The sequence below is a fragment of the Microcoleus sp. S13_B4 genome, assembly GCF_036700885.1.
In the GTDB taxonomy this organism is placed as follows: Bacteria; Cyanobacteriota; Cyanobacteriia; order Cyanobacteriales; family Microcoleaceae; genus Microcoleus.
Genome location: NZ_JAUBPU010000025.1, coordinates 20,788 through 39,192, shown reverse-complemented (window position 1 = coordinate 39,192; position 18,405 = coordinate 20,788). Strand labels below are relative to the sequence as shown.

At 44.9% G+C, this 18,405-nt stretch carries 11 protein-coding genes; 2 read left to right on the top strand and 9 right to left on the bottom strand.

Annotated elements, in window-relative coordinates:
* Positions 1–118: 118 nt before the first annotated feature.
* Positions 119–991, bottom strand: a complete 873-nt coding sequence (gene rfbD / locus QT994_RS15230; protein ID WP_333175861.1) for a dTDP-4-dehydrorhamnose reductase — start codon at positions 989–991, stop codon at positions 119–121.
* A 2-nt stretch (positions 992–993) separates the two neighbouring features.
* On the bottom strand, positions 994–1,539 hold the full coding sequence (gene rfbC / locus QT994_RS15225; RefSeq protein ID WP_333175858.1) for a dTDP-4-dehydrorhamnose 3,5-epimerase: 546 nt from the start codon (positions 1,537–1,539) through the stop codon (positions 994–996).
* A gap of 50 nt (positions 1,540–1,589) precedes the next feature.
* Here rfbC and QT994_RS15220 point away from each other — a divergent pair, with 50 nt between their 5' ends.
* Positions 1,590–2,279, top strand: a complete 690-nt coding sequence (locus QT994_RS15220) for a methyltransferase domain-containing protein (RefSeq protein WP_333175857.1) — start codon at positions 1,590–1,592, stop codon at positions 2,277–2,279.
* 84 nt (positions 2,280–2,363) lie between these two features.
* Here the strand turns inward: QT994_RS15220 and QT994_RS15215 are convergent, their stop codons facing one another.
* From QT994_RS15215 to QT994_RS15185, 7 genes are all read right to left on the bottom strand, one after another.
* Complete coding sequence (locus QT994_RS15215) at positions 2,364–3,428, bottom strand: NAD-dependent epimerase/dehydratase family protein (protein WP_333175855.1); 1,065 nt, start codon at positions 3,426–3,428, stop codon at positions 2,364–2,366.
* On the bottom strand, positions 3,421–4,182 hold the full coding sequence (locus tag QT994_RS15210; protein WP_242724549.1) for a glycosyltransferase family 2 protein: 762 nt from the start codon (positions 4,180–4,182) through the stop codon (positions 3,421–3,423). The genes QT994_RS15215 and QT994_RS15210 overlap by 8 nt, the downstream gene beginning before the upstream one ends.
* Positions 4,183–4,185: 3 nt before the next feature.
* Positions 4,186–6,081 (bottom strand): hypothetical protein, encoded by a 1,896-nt coding sequence (locus tag QT994_RS15205; protein ID WP_333175853.1) that lies wholly within the window; start codon positions 6,079–6,081, stop codon positions 4,186–4,188.
* A gap of 226 nt (positions 6,082–6,307) precedes the next feature.
* A complete protein-coding gene (locus QT994_RS15200) occupies positions 6,308–8,314 on the bottom strand; it encodes a chromosome partitioning protein ParA (RefSeq protein ID WP_333175851.1) in 2,007 nt (668 codons plus the stop codon).
* Between the two features lie 52 nt (positions 8,315–8,366).
* Positions 8,367–11,375, bottom strand: coding sequence for a peptidase domain-containing ABC transporter (locus tag QT994_RS15195; protein ID WP_333175849.1), 3,009 nt, complete (start codon positions 11,373–11,375; stop codon positions 8,367–8,369).
* On the bottom strand, positions 11,372–12,121 hold the full coding sequence (locus QT994_RS15190; RefSeq protein ID WP_333044518.1) for a peptidylprolyl isomerase: 750 nt from the start codon (positions 12,119–12,121) through the stop codon (positions 11,372–11,374). Before QT994_RS15190 ends, QT994_RS15195 begins: the two co-directional genes overlap by 4 nt.
* A 295-nt stretch (positions 12,122–12,416) precedes the next feature.
* A complete protein-coding gene (locus tag QT994_RS15185) occupies positions 12,417–16,268 on the bottom strand; it encodes a glycosyltransferase (RefSeq protein ID WP_333175847.1) in 3,852 nt (1,283 codons plus the stop codon).
* Between the two features lie 457 nt (positions 16,269–16,725).
* Here QT994_RS15185 and QT994_RS15180 point away from each other — a divergent pair, with 457 nt between their 5' ends.
* On the top strand, positions 16,726–18,399 hold the full coding sequence (locus tag QT994_RS15180; protein WP_333175845.1) for a methyltransferase domain-containing protein: 1,674 nt from the start codon (positions 16,726–16,728) through the stop codon (positions 18,397–18,399).
* Positions 18,400–18,405: the final 6 nt, after the last annotated feature.

Sequence of the window (18,405 nt, the reverse complement as noted above, 5' to 3'; positions counted from 1 at the left end):
AGTTGTACGCGCTGGGATTAAAGAAACCGGGTTTTTTACTTGATTGAGGGTTTGAACCAAGTATTTTGGTGAAAAAACCCGGTTTCTGGCTAATTTACAGACAGATTTACTCAATTTTTCATTTGACTTCTTTTGCCAGCATTTGTCTGAGCCCTTGCCGCCAGTGGGGAGGATGCGTGCCTAGAAGTGCGGATATTTTTACCGTAGAGAGGACAGAAAAAGCTGGACGTTTTGCAGGTGTCGGATATTCGGCGGTGGTGATGGGAATTACGCGCTGAACTTTTAGGGGAAGGCCGAGTTGTGCTGCTTCTTCAAAAATGGCGATCGCAAAATCGTACCAACTACAAACACCGCTGTTAGTGTACTGGTAAGTCCCAAAAGTTTCTGGGCCAAGCAGAGGAATAATTCGCGAAATTGCCTCCCCTAAATCCCCCGTGCAAGTAGGACTTCCGATCTGATCTGCTACTACTCGAATTTCTTCCCTTTCCTTTCCCAACCTCAGCATGGTTTTGACAAAATTACCTTTGCCACCGTTGCCGTAAACCCAGGCGGTTCTAATAATAATATGTCGGTTTCCCGCTTTCGGAATTGCTTCCTCGCCTGCTAATTTAGACTTTCCGTAAGTTCCCAGTGGATTCGTAGAATCTGTTTCCAGATAAGCAGAACCCTGGCTGCCGTCAAATACATAATCAGTAGAAAAGTGAATCAAACTTGCTCCCAGTTTTTCGCATTCTTCTGCAAAAATTCCCGGGGCAATGCCGTTGACTGCGTGTGCTAATTCGGGTTCGCTTTCTGCTTTGTCTACCGCAGTATATGCACCCGCATTGACGACTAAATCCGGTTGAATTTCAGCCATTGCTTGACGGATGCTTTCGGGTTGGGATAAGTCGAGGCGAGTGCGATCGACCGCAATTACCTCTCCCAAAGATAATAAAATCGGCTGCAATTCTTGAGCTAGCTGTCCGCTGCCACCTGCGAGTAAAATTTTCATTGTTAAAAAAGTTCAGCTTTTTGGAAGGTTTGTCCCGCTTGGTCTTTAGCTGATAAGATTGGTTGGACACCATCTAGCGGCCAGTCGATCGCCAAATCGGGGTCATTCCACAGGATACACCGCTCGTGTGCCGGTGCGTAATAATCTGTAGTTTTGTACAAAACTTCAGCCGTTTGGGAAACCACTAAAAAACCGTGAGCAAATCCCGCCGGAACCCAAAATTGCCGCTTATTTTCAGCACTCAGCAAACACCCCACCCACTGCCCAAAAGTCGGCGAACTTTTTCTAATATCCACCGCTACATCAAATATTTCGCCAGCAACTACCCGCAGCAATTTGCCTTGAGGCTGCTGCATTTGGTAGTGCAAACCGCGCAACACATTTTTAGAGGATTTGGAATGATTGTCTTGAACAAATTCGGCCGTCACACCTGTTTTTTCGACAAAAGCTTTGTGATTGAAACTCTCAAAAAAGAAACCGCGATCGTCTCCGAAAATTTTCGGCTCAATGATCAGAACTTCCGGTATTTCCGTAGATATAACATTCATAGTTGGCTGTATCGCGTGATAAACTCATACTCAGTCTCTGCTATTTTACTATGAAAGCCGACGTATATCTCAAAAAATTGTACGCCAATCGATTTGATTCCAGACAACTGCAAGCCAAGGTGGCACTATGGAAAGTTTTAATTGACGACTTCTTACAATATTATGTTCCTCCCGAATCAGCGGTCTTAGATATTGGCGGCGGTTACTGCGAGTTTATAAATCAAATAGGGGCTAAAAAAAAATATTTAATTGATCTCAATCCCGATTCCAAGTTGTTTGCCAATCCTGATGTAAAAGTGCTGAACATTGATGTTTTAACTTTTGACGATAAACCAGATTTTAGCGAACAATTTGACCGGATATTTATCTCTAACTTTTTTGAACATCTCCGCAATAAAGAAGAACTCATCCAAATTATCTCATTTTGCTTTGAGGCGCTTAAGCCAGGGGGTTCTATCTTAGTTGTCCAACCAAATTTTAAATATTCTTTCAAAGAGTATTACGATTTTATCGATCATCAATTACCAATTACCCACTTATCGCTGCAAGAACTGTTACAAACCGTCGGCTTTGAAATCGACCTAATTATACCCAGATTTTTGCCATTTTCGACAAAAGGGAGACCTACCTCGCCCTGGCTTTTAAAAGTTTACTTAAAATTGCCTGTTTTGTGGAGGTTTTTGGGAGGTCAAATGTTTGTTAAAGCATCGAAACAAAACAATAGAAGCAGAGCCTCATGACAGGCATTCCCAGTCAGATGCAGGCAGAGAGATTCATCTGCATTTAGCCGCGTTTATCCCCCTGTACCTGCGGTTAAAAAATGCCTACAAAATCGAACTTAAAACCACCTCATTAGCAGCAATCCAATTATAAATATCCTGCAAAGCTGCTTCCGGCCCAATAACAGGCCGCCATCCTGTTTTCTCCATCACCCTAGAAGAATCAGTAATAAAAATCGGAATATCCCCCGCGCGTTCCTCCAAAACAGGATTAATTGAAATCGATTTCCCGGTAATCTTTTGGCACAAATCAGTTGTCTCAACCAAAGAAAGACTGTTGCTCAAACCGCCGCCTACATTAAAAACTTCGCCGTCAAATTCAGCAAAATGTTCTAACTGATAATTAACTAACCTCAACAAATCTTCAACGTGCAGCAAATCCCTAACTTGCTTCCCGCTGCCGCCAAAACCAATATAACTTAGCGACTTTTGAAAATAGTGAGCCGCCACCCACAAACCGCAAACTCCCTGATCGACTTTACCCATTTGCCAAGCACCCGTAATTAACCCACAGCGGTTAATAATTGCCGACACATTGTATGCTTCCCTGTACTCCTCAATCAGCAATTCCGAAGCTAATTTAGTTGCTCCGTAAAGCGAACGGTGTCCTTTTAATGGGAATTCTTCTGATATGCCCAACTCGGATATACCGGGTAAAGTTTGCTCAGGGGCGATCGCAAATCTATTCGGCAACTCTAACAACTTGATAGACTTGACAGTGGCGATCGGATAAACCCGACTCGTAGACAAAAACAACAAACTCGCACCTGTCTGTCTCGCCAACTCCAAAACATTCACAGTGCCCAGTAAATTCGTCTGCAAAACGTACTGAGGCGAACTAAAACCAGCCAGCACAGAAGGTTCCGCCGCACAATCTATAATGCAGTCAGCATTTAGTGCAACTGGATCTAAATCTGCCGCTGTACGAATATCCCCGTAAACAAACTGAATACCGCAACTTTTAAGCCGAGGCAGATTCAATTCCGAGCCCCGGCGACGCAGGTTATCTAAACAAATTATTTGCCATTCCGGGTGCAGTTTTTTCAGGCCAATTGCCAAACAACTGCCGATAAAACCCGCACCACCAACAATTAAAATTCTCTCAGGCATTGACTTTTAACTTTGCTATCTTTCTAGTCCGGTGGTAGTCGCCGCGAGAGAGATGTTTTTCCAGCCAGACATACAAGACAATAAACAAATACCGACTGCCCATCTCTTTTATTTTCAGCTTAGAAATACCAGCAGTCCGATTGTACCACCTCAGAGGAATCACCGTATAGGAAAAACCCCGGACAATAGCTTTTAAAGGCAGTTCCACTGTCAAATTAAAATGATGGCTCAAAATCGGTTGCACGCCTTCAATAACTTCTCTGCGGTAAATTTTAAAAGCATTGGTGACATCGCTGTACCGCAAGCCGAAAATACTTTTCACAAACCAGTTTGCTAAGCGGTTAATTGCTAACTTGTGAATTGGATAATCAACTATAAAGCCACCTTTGATAAAGCGGGAACCGAAAACGCAATCATATCCTTCTTGCAATTTGCGGTATCCTGCTACCAAATCCATCGGATCGTCGGAAGCATCCGCCATCACAATTGCCGCAGCATCTCCGTCAAATTCCGCCAATCCCCGGCGCACAGCAAATCCGAAACCGTTGGGAGGTTGATTGTTGATGTATCTAACTGTGGGAAAAGTCTCTGACAACTCCTGGCAAATATCAATAGTTCGATCGACACTATTGTCATTCACAATCAAAATTTCGTGCGGAATGCCTTCTAAATCGAGCGTCTGGGCGATCGCCCGCACAGTACCGTACAAACAGCCCTCCTCATTGTGAGCTGGTATAATCACAGAAATTTTCACTCCTCATCCTCCGCGCAACTGGACAAACTGGTTGTCAACAGGATTATACACCCAAGCTTTAATTTCAGTTTGGGCGATCGGCAAATTATTAGCCGACAAATCAACAGCCCACCTTGCATTATTGTATAACTCCGATTTTAAACTCTTAGCTATGTCCGGACTGTCCAAATTCACATAAGCGCTAGCAAAAAAAGATTTTTTCTCGCCGACAGATAGCAGTACAATATTTGGCTGTTGCAAATTTTCTGGCAAAACCGCCCAACCGACAGCTTTGACAGCATCATTTTGCTTAACCGTCAAGGATTTATCGCTAGTTTGAGGTTTGTCTAAATAACCGTAAACTTTCTCGGTATTAGAAATAAACTCTACCTTTTTCGCGAACTTTCTCCAACCTATTTTGTCGATAATTGCAGCGCCTTCTCTCACCAGCCAAGTTTTTTTGCTCAGCACCCTCAAACAGCTTTCCGGCGAATTCTCAAAAAAATCCGAGGGTTCCAGATAATTAATTAACTGCAAACAATCTTGAGCGCCTTGTTTGTAAAGAAGTGCTGAGCGAGATTGGGCGATCGCCTGTTGAGAGTTAACAATAATTATCCCAGTTAACAGCCCTGCTAACACCCGATAAACCAATTTATAGTTGCGATTTATGGTAGCAATCTTACCTCGGATAAACAATTGCCCTAGCTGAACTAAAGCAATTAAGAGCAAAATTGAATTAGTCGTATACCTCGACGATTCAAGCGCGTGAATTGCCCCAAATTCTGCCCTCCCAGCCGTAATAAACAGAGCCGATAAAACCGAAAACAAACCTATTGACAGCCAAGGTAAAGCCTCACCCTGCTCGGTAATCTTTCTCCAAAAGTGGAATCCCAAAAATAAGAAAGTTGCGAATATTAGCAATCCAACCAATGCTGAAATTCCCGGCGATCGCACAATTGGCGAACCCAACAGACTCAAAAAGTAATCAATTATCACCAGGGGCTTATTCAACAATGAAATAATACTTGTTTTTCGACTGGGATGATAATCAATTGAGTAAATAGCACAAGTTGCAGCAAACAGCAATATCCATAGAATCAATCTTTTTCTTTTTTCTACCGCATTTCCTTCTAAAGCCGCCACAGCCGGAATTGCAGCCAACCAAGACAGCAAGCCTTGCGCGAGGGAAAAACTAGCAATAAAGCAGAATAAAGCAGCAATCGATATTTGAATATTGTAGGGACACGACAGTTCCGTGTTCGTACTATGTTCGCTCGGAGGTGTTGCATCATTCTCAAGAACGGGCAAGATACCCGTTCCACAAAAATTCAATGTTCTTGTGGAACGGGCATCTTGCCCGTTCCTAAATAGCTTATCGAGATGGGTGCAACATCTCTGTTTCATCTGATTAAATACGGCTATATTAGTAGGCAAAAATTTGGGATGGGAACTCAGCGCATAAACCGCAGCTACAAAACACAAATTGACTAAAAACCACGCTAATTGAAATCCCCAAAGCCAGTTTTCGTGTTGAACTAGAGAGAAAAGCAAAACACAAGTTAAAATATTAGCTAAATGCCACAAATCGTCCGCGACATTCTTAACTTGCATCGAGGATAACTTGTACAGAGCGATAAAAGTTATCGCAGCCAAACCTATGCTGAGACAAAACTGATAATTAATATTCCATCGGGAAGCAAAAGCCACAACCGCAATAATTATTTTAGGGAAAAGTATGCGGTGGTTGCTGTGCAAAGCCCAAAAATCGTTAAAAGTTACATTTCCCCCAGCTATTTTTTCAAAAAGGCTAGCTAACCTCCACTCGTCATCAACGGGAACGTTAACGCTAAAATTCGCTACAAATCCGATTAACAAGATAACAGGAATTAGATAGAGAGTAAATAAAATATTTTTTTTCATGAATGTGCGATCGCACTGATTGCCATCACCATTTTATATCAAACCCGGTTAAATAATTTTTATCAAGTTTGTAGTGAAGACTTCACTCCTCATAGTTTGGGCCGATAGGGACTTGCATTCCTTACTACAAACAAGTTGAAAAACATCACACATAGAAACCCGGTTTCTTCAAGAAACCGGGTTTCCGAACAGCCTAAAAGTCTCGCGTTCAATTCGGTTAACCGAATTACTTAATAGTCTTGAACGTATCCATTTTCCCAGTAAATCGGTTGATAAACATCTGCAAAACACTCCGCTTGCCGATATTGATATTAGAACTCACGGACATTCCAGACTGCAAGTTAACCTCAACTTGATTTGCCTTGCCCTTGTTCAAAAGAAACTTCTGATTCTTGAGCTTAATTTTGGTTTTGAAAGCGTAGTATTTCCGCAGTTCAGTAGGAGGCTCAGCATCGCTGCTAATCTCTTTCACTTCACCCTCAGCAGTACCAAACTCCAGAGCCGGGAAAGCTTCTACATTCACTTCCACAGGCACACATTGGTATTTCGTCAAACCCAGTTTCTCTCTGTTAATTTCCTTCTCTGGACAAACGCAACTTTTACCTTTTTCGCAGTCAATCTTTTCTCCGTCTAATTGTTTGCCGTGATACGGTTCCAATTTTTCCCGCTTCTGTCTCAAAGCATCCAATACCAGAGCCACATTGCTGTTTTCCAGGTAAACAACTGCTTCCAAACCGTTTTCGTCATCCAAAACCTTGAGTAGTTTTTCAGTTTGCTGCGCTTCGTAATAAGCTTCTTCACAGCGTTTTGGGCGCGGTTCACCCGGTTTGATCACTGAGTTAATAATGGATTGGCATATCGGATCTTTCGCTATATCCAACTTAGAATTTTCCTTCGTAGAAGGTTTCAAATCGAATATAACGCCGGATACCGGAGCCTTCAGAACTTGAGTATCGCGGTTTTGTTGAGCCTTTTCTAGCTGAGCGTTCACCTCGGACAACTTTTTCAGGTTTTCCACTTTGAAGCGGCTTAGCTGAGAATCGCTGCTGGCAATTTGTTTCTGGTTTTCAGCAATTTTGGTATAAAGTTCTTTCGCCCAGGAATCCTTGGTGTTTTTTAACTGTTCTTGGGCGCGGCTGATGGACTCCTGAATGCGTGCTTGCTCTCCTTGCTGACGCTGTATTTCAGCAGTAATTTTTTGGATATCACCTTGACGTGCGTTAATTTCGCCTCGGCGCGTATTGATTTCACCTAGGCGCGTGTTAATTTCGCCTTTGCGAGAGTTGATTTCACCTTCGCGCTGCTTGATTTGATCTTGCTGTTTGAGAACGTCGCTTTGGCCTCTGAAAACATCTTGTTCCTGTTTTTCTTTTTGCAGTTCAGCGATGGCTCCTTCCTGCACCAGGGGGGCGAGTCTGCCTAGAATGTTTTGATTCGACTTCAATACTTGTTGAGATTTCGCTAACTGTTCTTCGGCTAAATCTTTCTGGGCCTGGGCCGATTTTACTTGCTCTTTCGATGAAGTTAACTGCTGCTGGGCATAATTTAATTGGTTTTGGGCAAAACCAAATTGTTGCTGTGCTACGGTCATTTGCTCGCCTGCGGCTTTCTCAGCATCCTCAGCTTGCTTGAGTTGTTTTTCCAACTCCTGAACTTGGCCTTGAGCGGCAGCTACGCGAGACAGAAACTCCGATCGATAATTAACATAAAGTCCTTGCTGGGCTGCATCAAAATTTCCGCTAGCTCCCCGATTGAGGTACAGTTCGTCAATCAAAGCTTGCAGCACTTGATTTTGTGCCGTGAGGCTCTGTCTGTCCTTGATTGTTGATTCTAGGTTAGAAGGAACAGCGCCTTGAATTTTGCCGTTGACAACATCTTCGTAAAATTTATTTTCCTTTTCCAGAGCTTCTTTAGTTTTCTGTATCGATGTTAAATCGGCACTGGGTGCAAGGGGATTGAAAGTGAGCAGAGGCTGGTTTTTTTCCACACGATCGCCATTTTCAACGTGAAGTCTCACCACAGCGCCCGTAGCAGGTGCTTGGATGTCTCTAGCACCATCTTTGAGCTCCAATTGACCCACAGCGGGGACAGCTTGCTCTACGCTAGCAAAATAAGCCCAAACTACAGCAGAAGTGGTCATCAGCATGATCATCCACAAAAACAAGTGCGACCAAATCGCTGGTTTTTCGAGAATGACTGGTTGCTCAGAAAGTATTAACGATTTCATAGCCATTTGTTAGTTCTCAGTTGTTAAGCGTTAGTGAGCAGTTGTGAGTTGTTAGATATCAGGTATTCGATGACTCTTGTTGTTGGAAGAGGCAGTAGTAACGTCCTTTAAGAGCCATTAATTCTTTATGAGTTCCCCGCTCGACTACCGAACCTTGATCCATCATAATAATTACATCAGCGTTTTGGATGGTAGTCAGGCGGTGAGTAATGAAAAACACCGTGCGGCCGGCGAAAGCTTCTGCTAAGTTATTGCAAACTTGGCGTTCAGAATGGTAGTCTAGGGCGCTTGTAGCTTCGTCCAAAATCAGCAGTTTCGGGTTTTGCAAAATCGTGCGGGCGATCGCCAAACGCTGCCTTTGACCCCCAGAAAGCGACGAACCCCGCTCTCCAACTATCGTATTGTAGCCAGCAGGCAAACTCATAATAAAATCGTGAGCTACCGCTAATTTCGCAGCTCGCACAATCTCATCCGTACTCGCATCGGGATTGCTCAGAGCAATATTTTCCTGTACCGAGCAGTTAAAGAGCAAAGTATCTTGGAGAACTACCCCAAGTTGGCTGCGGAGCGAATATAATTCCACCTTGGCAATGTCGTACCCATCAATAAAAATCCGGCCCGACAGCGGCGGATAAAGACGCTGCAACAACTTCATCGCGGTACTTTTACCCGAACCGCTTCCCCCCACAATTCCCACAAAACTGCCAGCGGGAAATTCCAAATTCACATTAGCCAATTGCAGTGGACCGCTCTCCAAGAATCGGAAGGAAACCTCCTCATACGTAACCTGCCCTTGAATTGCCGGCAGCGGGATATTGCTCCGGTCTTCATCGCTGGTTTCGGTCGGCGTATCGACCACATCCTTGAGCATATCGATCGACATTGACACTTCTTGGAAACTCTGCCAGACGCTCACAAAACGCAGCAGCGAACCAGTCACGTTCCCGGAAATAATTCGGAAAGCAATCAACTGACCCAAAGTAATCTGATTTCCCAGTACCAAATAAGCTCCCACCCACAACTGAGCTAAGTTACCCACCTGGTTTAAAAAGCTGCTAACCGTACCGGCCGTAGTCCCGGTGATAATTGTTTTAAAACTGGCGGTAATGTATTTTGCGTAGCGGCTCGACCACTCCCAACGGGATTTCAATTCAATATTTTGAGCCTTAACAGTTTGAATCCCGCTGACTACTTCCACTAGATAAGATTGAGAGTCAGCAAAACGCATATTTCTCTGTTTGATTAGGCGCAGCACCAGCGGATTGATTAGAACAATCATCAGCCCCAGTATCGGTACCACTGCCAAAGATACAAACGTTAGCTGCACGCTGTAGGAGAGCATAACGGCGACGTAAACCACCGAAAATACTGCATCAAGAACCACTGTCAGAGCTGTACTCGTCATGAATTCCCGAATCTGGCCCATCATGCTGAATTTGTAAACCAGATCTCCCACGCGCCGATTATCAAAGTAATTTTGGGGCAGCCGCAGCAAGTGATCGATTACCTCCGCACTCAATCTGACATCGATGCGGTTTGAGGTGTCTATAAACAAAAAGGTGCGTAAACCGTTGAGCAGTCCTTCAAACAGAGCAACACCTAACAGAAATGCCCCCAAAATATCCAAGGTGTCAATGCTGCGCTGACCTAATACTTTATCAATAATTATTTGGCTGATTAATGGGTTGGCAAGACCAAATAGCTGTACAAAAAACGAAGCGAGCAACACCTCAAAAAACACTGTCTTGTGTTCCATGAGAGCCGGCACAAACCACCAGAAGCTGAACTGCTCTTTTTGTTCGACTTGCGGAGCTTGCAGCAGCAGGACTTCTCCCTGTTCGCCCCAGATTTCTTTAAACTGAGGTATCCGCTTCCGCATCAATCCTTTTTCGGCTGTCGCCATCACCAATTCTTGCTCGGTAATGCTGTAAATAATGGCAAAGCTGTCTTCCCATTTAATCATTACCGGGGCTTTGATGCGGTTGATGGCATCGGCTGGCACTTGCGCCAATTGGGGCGTGAGGCCGATGCTTTGGGCGATCGCCCCGCAGGCTTGGATGCTGATGGAACCGGCGGTTTTTAACTGATTTTCTAGAACTTTGCGGATGATATCTCGACGAAATTTGAGGCCGAAATACTTGCTCAACATTTGGAAGCAAGCTAGCGGGGCGTCAATCTGCCCTTTGGCGCGGAAAACTGGGTATCTTGCCGCATCCTTTGGTTGGTTTGTTGGTGGTTCTGGGGGACGGTCTGGGCCCGGTAGAACCTCGATGAATTTTCCGCCGGGCGGATTCTGCCCAGGGCTTACTATCTCTGTCGTGCCATTTAATGAGTCTGTTTCGGGTTGGGGTTCTGGGGGTTCCCGGAAGCCGACCAAGCGAGCACCGAGGCGACCTTCTACTTTTAAGGATTTGGCTGCGTTTTCCACAGAGAAGCGGCTGCCGGTGGGAAAGTCGCCCAAGACGCCGCTGCTGACGAGCCAAACTCGATCGGCATCTAGCTCTTTGGCGATGTCTTGAGTTTTTTTGTTGCCGTTTGGCACGTTGACAACTGTAGCGTCTTGCCAAGCTTGCAGGGTGAGTTCCTTGAGATTGGAAGTGCCGTCGGCTTGGCGCTGCAACTCCAGGCTCAACAGTTCAAATACTTCGCTCAAGGAACAGTGTTCGCGAAAGGCTTCTCCAAAGGTCGGCTGTTTTTCCAGTACGCTCAGGAAATCTTCGGCGGGTAGGACGATCGCGATCACATCTGTAGAGGCGATCGCCGTTTCGCAGGGAACTCCCCTGAGCAAGCCAGCCCAGCCGAGAATTTCCTGCGACTGCACCAAGCGTAAACTTACGTGGCGCTGCGAGCGCTGGTCAAATCCCAGCAGCCGGGCCTGACCTTGATAGATAATTGCCACTTGAGTCGGCATTTTTTCCCGTTCAAACAGGGGTTGCCCCGTCCGGTAGCCGAGGAGTTGGCATTTAGCCACCAAGGCTGACAGAGCCGTCTCTGAGAGCCGATCAAAGGGAGGTGTTTGAGCTAGGAAATCCTGAATCTGAGAGAGGGAAACAGCGGAAGAAGTCATGATATTGAAGACACGGAAGAGAGGGGCTGTAGCGGGCCTATTTGCGAGATCTGTTCGGCGAGCCAGCTTTCAAAGAGTTCGTTAATCAAGTGCAGCCGCATCGATTCATCGAGCTGGGCCGGCATGAACTTTTCTAGTCGAATAATTACCATCCATTCTGCCAGAGGACGCGGCGTCCAGAGTTGATTTGGCTGGCTGACGGACAAAAGTTTGCTGATTGCCGGGTGGGGCTGGCTGAGGGGTACTGGGCCCAACAAGCCACCGGACTTGGACTCTGGCCCTTCGGAAAAGTCGCGGGCCACTTCGGCAAAGGTTTGTTCCCCTTCGAGGATGCGAAAGTAAAGTTCGTTTGCCAGTGCTGGATTTTTGGTGCGTACCAGGGAATAGACTACGTGGTCTAGGCTGGCTTTGCGGGTTAAAAAATAATTATCTACTTTAGGTCTCCAAGTGGCTTGCTTAAATTTTTCGATCAGCAAGGGCCTGACGGCCATCTCTTGAAGTTCTTCTTCCGTCATGTTTTGGCCACGCAGCCAAGCTTCTTTGGCTTCGGGGGCTGTCAGTTGGTGTTGTGCCAGAAAGTTCTCCACGGCGGATTGGCGTTCTTCGTCGCTGCAACTAAAGGATGCGATTGCTTGGTCTACTATTACACCGCGTAAGAATTGCGGCATTAACTGGTACCGCTTCAGGAGCGATGGCATATCCTGAGCTTGCAGTAATTTATCGCCTATTTGAAAAAGTCCTGTCATTTTTTTATCTCCAACTGACTTGCGCTTCCCCTTTTAATTTAGCTGTGGCAGGAAAAGAGCGACAACCACTAACCCCTCGATTCCCCGATGATAGCAGACCGTCAGTGGGCTAGCGCTATTGCTGTCTATTTCTTGACGCTCTGCCTAGCGAGGGGTTCCCCGCGGGTCTCAGAATGGTAGTGGGATGCGAGAGTGGGAGAGTGGGAAAATCTTTACTTCTGCCCTCTTCCTTCTTCCCTCAACATCCATCCGTTAAATCCCGTAAACAGCTTAGTTGCTGAACTTCCTTCTTCCTTCACCCTCGGAATAGTCTTTCAAAGAGTGTGCCGAGTTGGGTCGAGCAAGCGCGACTGTCGAGATATTTCGGGTTTGCCGCCATTTTGTGATCGATTTGATCGCGGTAGTGCCGGCGCAGTTCGGGGTTGGTTCCCAGTGCTATGCTGAGTTCTAAATAAGAGTTCTTGCTGTCTGCTACCAGTTCCGGAATTAGCAGTTCTTCGAGCACGGCGGCTGATTGTCGCGATCGCCCTGTTTGCCCTTTTCTTACCACTACAGGCAACCCCACCCACAGCGCTTCTGCCGCATAGCAGGCACTGCTGTATGGATAGGAGTCTAAATATATATCAGCCAATTCCAGACATTTTATGTAATCTGCGCGAGATGGCAGCGCTTTAATCACAACTAAGCGCTTTTTGTCAACACCAAATTCGGCAAAGAGCGATCGAATTTGGTTGTAAAAAGGCACTGTCGGATATTTTTCATTGCCGGAACTAAAGGGATACAAAACTAAAAGAGAATTCGGTACGGCAGCAATAATTTTTGCCCAAGTTTCTCTCAATTCTGGGATAATTGTAAAAGCTGGAGCGCCGGACATGAACACTACAGATTCCTCAGTGGCTCCCCAACTGCTACGAGTCGGTTCAACTATGGCAGGTGCTGAGCCTACACTATAGCTAAAACAAACTCCTGAGCCTTTTAAAGTAATTAATTTTTCGCGATACTCTGCTGCTGCACCTGCGGGCAATGTCAAATCTCCGGCAATGAAATAATCAATATTTGGGGCGCCCGTGGTGGCGGGGGTTGATGCACCGGTAGCTATTTGCACCCGCGCTAGTCGGTGCAGGCACAGCAGGGCGCTTGGTTGAGAAGTGTCGGTAGTATTGGTGCAGATTAGCAGAATATCTAAATCGTGCGATCGAATTTCTCGAACTTGATTGGGCAAATCTTCTGACAGTTGCACCAGTGTGTCGGCGAAATTTTCGCAATATTTCCCCAGTCGCTCGTCTTGTACCTGGAAATAGTACACGATTATTTCAAATTTGCTTCTGTCTAAATATTCAAAATTCGTAATTGCAGCACGAGTCTCGGCTTCCTCACTAATTTTATCAAGCAAAAAGCCAACTCTAATTTTAGTTATTCCAGGTTTTATCTCAGGAAAATTACATTCTAGTTGACAGCCGATATTTTTCAAATAAAATTCCATAATATCAGCTCGATGACTCAATATATTGAGCAGATTTATCTCGCTCAAATACAAAGCTTGGAAACTAACTCTTTTCGCAATAAAAGCCGCCAAATAACGCCACACTTCTGAATCAGGAAAACTGGCTATATTAGCAGCGACATACTTGATTAACTGCTGGAAATATTCAGAGTACCTTTCTATTTCCCAGTTTTGTTTAAAATAACCGGGAGACTGAAAGATAAATTTCAAAAAGTCGTCGAAAAACCACTGGGGAATTGCTGCATTTTTATACTCAAGTGGCAACTGATAAGCGTCGCGGTACAGCATCGCTGCGAGGAGATATTGCATCTTCTCGGCAATTTCCCCTTCTTCAGCAAGTTTCGAGGATAACTGCTGGACAAAACTTTGTTCTTCCTCAGTTAAAGTTTCATTTTTGAGGGCGCTATCTAGGAGCAATTTATGAGCTTTTCCGGCGTCTTGTGAGTAAGCCGTTTCTAATTTTTTCGCTGGCAAATTCAGCCAATATTCCGCTAGCTGTTGGCGGTAGTGGCGCAGCGCGAGAAGAGGCTGTTTTGAGGGTAATTTATTATTGTATTGCTCCAGCATTGCTGACAATTCCGATAAACTCGGCTGGGTTCTCAATGCCAGCTTTTGGCGGATTGTCTGTTTGATTTGTTGATCCAGGAAACTGTAATCAGGACTATTTAGTAGTTTTTTGTAAAATCTTACTACATCCTTATGATTTTCCCCAGCCGCGAAGTTTTTCCAAGTTTGTTGTTCGGGATGAATCCGCAGTGAAGACAGTTTTTCATCTACAAATCCGATGTGATAGTTCCCCATGATTCGCCACCACATATCTAAGTCTACATACTGAGATAATCCCGAATCAAATAATCCTATTTCTTCAAAGACTCGCGCAGCAATTAAGACGGTACTCGGTTCGCCGATTTTGTTGATGGGGTTGCTCAAGCAGTTAGTATCTGCTAGTAAGTCTTTTCCGGGCTGAATAGATTTTAAATTCGACCAGCTTTTATGCAAATCTTTAATTGATTGGGAAGCTCTCCGCAAAATCGGGTTAGATTCATCTTCAGCTATGGTGATGCCGCGCGGGGAGAAAACCATACCTATTTCTGGGTTTTGTTGGGCGACGGCGACCATTTTTTCAATACATTCTGGTGCGAGCAAGTCATCTTGAAACAGAAATTTAATGTATTGACCGTTTGCTTGAGAAATGCAAAAATTCCAGTTTTGTGATAAGCCGTAGTTGCGGTGCAGTACGATGCGGAAATCGAGTGAGGTTTGCGATTGGAATGATTGTGCGATCGCAATTGTTTCGTCTGTGGAACCGTCGTCGGATATAATCAGTTCTATGTTAGGGTAAGTTTGGGCCAAAGCACTTTTGATTGCTTCCCCAATAAATTTTTCTCCGTTGTATGTCGGAATGCAAATGCTAACCTTCGGCTGCTCGTTTTGTATTTCTCCTTTTGATTGACTTTTTTGCTGTGATGGGGGCAAGTATGCCCTAATTTTCGCAGACTTTGCTTTGGCTGTTCCTGACAGAGGTATGCTTTGAAAGTTATCGGTAATCTCGGCAATATATTCGAGACGTTTTCTAATTTTATTACCTGTAACTTGCGGGTTGAGTAAGTTCTGAATTTCCTCGGCCGCTATCGCTCCAATTTCTTGAGCTTCCCGGTAATTGTTAAAGACGTACCGCATTAAATCCGCCGTGTGTTCGACATCCGCTTGGGCCCAAACATTGCCTTTTTTGTAAGGCCCGCAATCTTTCTCAATTGGGATTAACTTATACTTGACTAAATAGCTGTTGCCGACATTCATAAATTCTGTATTTGATGAATAGCCGGTGGCAATTACGGGTTTGCCGTAAAACATGGCTTCAGCCATGGTTAAGCCAAATCCTTCGCAGCGGTGCAGCGATACATAACAGTCGCAATTATAGAGCAAGCCGTTAAGTTTATTTTTGGACAAATACCCGTCTAGATGTTTGATATTGGAATTATTTGCTATGGCTGAGTTTAAGGATGCTTGCGCCGCTGAAAACTTGTTAGAATTAGAAGATTTGATGACCAATAATACGCTGTTATTTTCCCCAAAAGCTTGTTTAAATGCTTGAATTGTCGCTAAAGTATTTTTGCGCTCTATGAGGCTGGAAAAGTCGAATACAAACAAGAAAATAAATTTATTTTTCGGTAAATTCAGTGCTTCTCTGTTCAGGGAAGGTGCGGGGAGAGCAATACTAGGCATGATTTTGATAACGGGAATTGGCGCTACTGCGGCAATTGCTTCGGCGCAATAGTTGCTGTAAGTCCATATTTCGTGAAAGTGATTAAATCCTGGCTGCCATTCTGGGGGAAATGCGGGAAGTTCCCAGGCCCAAAAGCCGATATTGTATTTGTTTTCAAAATAGGTGGAACCTGTATGTTTGATAAACGTTGTAACTTCGTCGGCGTTGACTTGAATTAAGTTTACGGGATGGGGATTGTCTTGGCTAAAATTTTGATAGGTGGTGTCTTTCTTGCGGTGGGGACTGCGGGTAAAATTGTTTAGGGCGAAGGGAATCCCGGCGGCTTCTGCAGCCCTGATATTGGCTCGGACACCTTCTCCTATGCCAAATTCGCCGTTGATGTAGCCGGCGATGTTCATTCCTAGATTAGGGTTCATAGTTTTAATGTATTTAGCAGCGTGTAGTGTGGATTTTTTGAGAAGAAACCGAATTAATTGATCGGCTTAATTGCGCTAAAAAAGGGTAGGCTAGAGAAAAAAATATAATTTTGCTGAATATTTGCTAACATATAGCAAGACTAAATCATTTGTGAATTTCTTACTTTCTCCCCGAACCCGCGGGGAGGGTTGGGGTGGGGTAAAAAATTTACGACTCCTGCAAGGATTGCTATATAGCAATCCAGGAGGATTGGTGAATAAGATTTAAAGGAAACACTCTTAAGGCAGAACAAGAGAAGAGAAAGAAAAAAAGTTCGCAACTGAGAATTTAATGCTTGACAAAGATAGCGATCGCCATTGTATACTGGCATCGCAATGCTAACCTTCGGCTGGTCGTCTGTTGGCATGGGTTGCTCTGTATTATTTTACGATAAACTAATCAGGAATTTTAGAGAAAGTGATCGATCGCGCCAACCACGACTTCTTGAAGCTGCTACCGCCGGATGCTAAAGTCATTGTTGAAATTGGCTGCGGTACGGGCTCGACGGGCGAACAGTACAAACTGATCAATCCCCATTGTCAGTATATTGGCATTGAATGCGATCGAGAAAAAGCCCAAATTGCAGTCGATCGCCTAAACTGGGTGACGGTAGCCGATATTGAAGAAATTGCCCTCGAAAGTCTCGACATCGCCCCAGGAACCGTCGATTGTTTGGTTTTTGGCGACTTGCTACCCTATCTCAAAAACCCTTGGGAAGTCCTCAAGCAGTACAGTGCTTTGCTGAATCCAGAGGGGCAAATTCTCGCTAGAATCCCTAATGTTCAATACTGGCGACGGATTGTCAATCTCTTGCGGGGACAGTGGGAGAATCCCGACAGTAAGATGCAGCACTGGTTTACCCTAGAAAGTATTAAATCACTATTTGCTCAAGCCGGATTGCAGGTTTACGAATTTCAAGGGAAGGGACACAAAACCGAAAATTTTGTCCACTTTCAGGAATTACTGCATCCAATGGTAAAGGCTTTAGAACTAACATCGAGCAGCTTTGCTACGGAAACAGGTGCTGAACATTATATCGTGCGATCGACCAAATCGACCGTACCTGCGCGCAGACTGCTGATTCAGACTATCATTATGGCTCCTACAGGGTGCGATCGTGTGCGAGTTTTGGAACCGGATAAATTTAGCGCTACAATTCCCGGTGTCCGCACCGTATCCGGCGTGAAAACAGCAGAATTAATTCCCCCCCTGCTGGGAGAAGAAAAAGTCTTCATCTGGCAGCGGACAATCATGCAATATCCCGCCTACATTCCCCAACTCAAAGAACTGTTGCAACAAGGCTATTTAATAGTAGCTGAAATTGACGACAATCCCATCCGCCGCCGCGAATATGCAGATAATAATTACCTCAGCTATCGCGGCTGTCACTGCGTTCAAACTTCTACAGAACCGCTAGCAAAAATTTTGCGGCACTACAATCCTAATGTTGCAGTATTTCCCAATCAATTAGCTTATTTACCTCCGCCGCGAATTTATCCGACAGAAGATACAGTCACAATTTTTTTTGGTGCACTCAACCGCGAAAAAGATTGGCAGCCGATTATGGCAGCGCTAAATCGAGTTTTAGTCGCACACAAACCCCGAATTCGAGTTAAAGTTATCCATGACCGCCGATTTTTTGAAGCGTTGCAAATACAGCAAAAAAAATTTGAACCATTTTGCAGCTACGAACGGTATCAAGAAATCATGTACAGTTGCGATATAGCTTTGCTGCCGCTTGTTTCCAACCCGGTTAACGAAACGAAATCCGACTTAAAATTTATTGAATGTGCAGCGCGGGGAGTAGCGGTGCTGGCCAGTCCCACTGTGTACGAACATTCAATTGTCGAAGGTGAAACCGGATTGATTTATCGATATGAAAAAGAGTTTGAAACCAAACTAAATTCGCTGATTTCTGACACTTCTCGGCGCCGGGGAATAGCCGCTAATGCTTACGAATGGGTGCGCGACAACCGCTTGCTGTGTGGGAACTACCGGCAGCGGCGAGATTGGTACTTACAGATGCGGGAAGAGTTGCCACGTTTAAATGCTGAGTTGCGCGATCGCCTGCCGGAGTTATTTACCGACTAAATGCGG

What these genes read in the sequence shown, in the direction of transcription:
- rfbD (WP_333175861.1), bottom strand. Translation starts at nt 991, where the DNA reads ATGAAAATTTTACTCGCAGGTGGCAGCGGACAGCTAGCTCAAGAATTG.
- rfbC (WP_333175858.1), bottom strand. Translation starts at nt 1,539, where the DNA reads ATGAATGTTATATCTACGGAAATACCGGAAGTTCTGATCATTGAGCCG.
- QT994_RS15220 (WP_333175857.1), top strand. Translation starts at nt 1,590, where the DNA reads ATGAAAGCCGACGTATATCTCAAAAAATTGTACGCCAATCGATTTGAT.
- QT994_RS15215 (WP_333175855.1), bottom strand. Translation starts at nt 3,428, where the DNA reads ATGCCTGAGAGAATTTTAATTGTTGGTGGTGCGGGTTTTATCGGCAGT.
- QT994_RS15205 (WP_333175853.1), bottom strand. Translation starts at nt 6,081, where the DNA reads ATGAAAAAAAATATTTTATTTACTCTCTATCTAATTCCTGTTATCTTG.
- QT994_RS15200 (WP_333175851.1), bottom strand. Translation starts at nt 8,314, where the DNA reads ATGGCTATGAAATCGTTAATACTTTCTGAGCAACCAGTCATTCTCGAA.
- QT994_RS15195 (WP_333175849.1), bottom strand. Translation starts at nt 11,375, where the DNA reads ATGACTTCTTCCGCTGTTTCCCTCTCTCAGATTCAGGATTTCCTAGCT.
- QT994_RS15190 (WP_333044518.1), bottom strand. Translation starts at nt 12,121, where the DNA reads ATGACAGGACTTTTTCAAATAGGCGATAAATTACTGCAAGCTCAGGAT.
- QT994_RS15185 (WP_333175847.1), bottom strand. Translation starts at nt 16,268, where the DNA reads ATGAACCCTAATCTAGGAATGAACATCGCCGGCTACATCAACGGCGAA.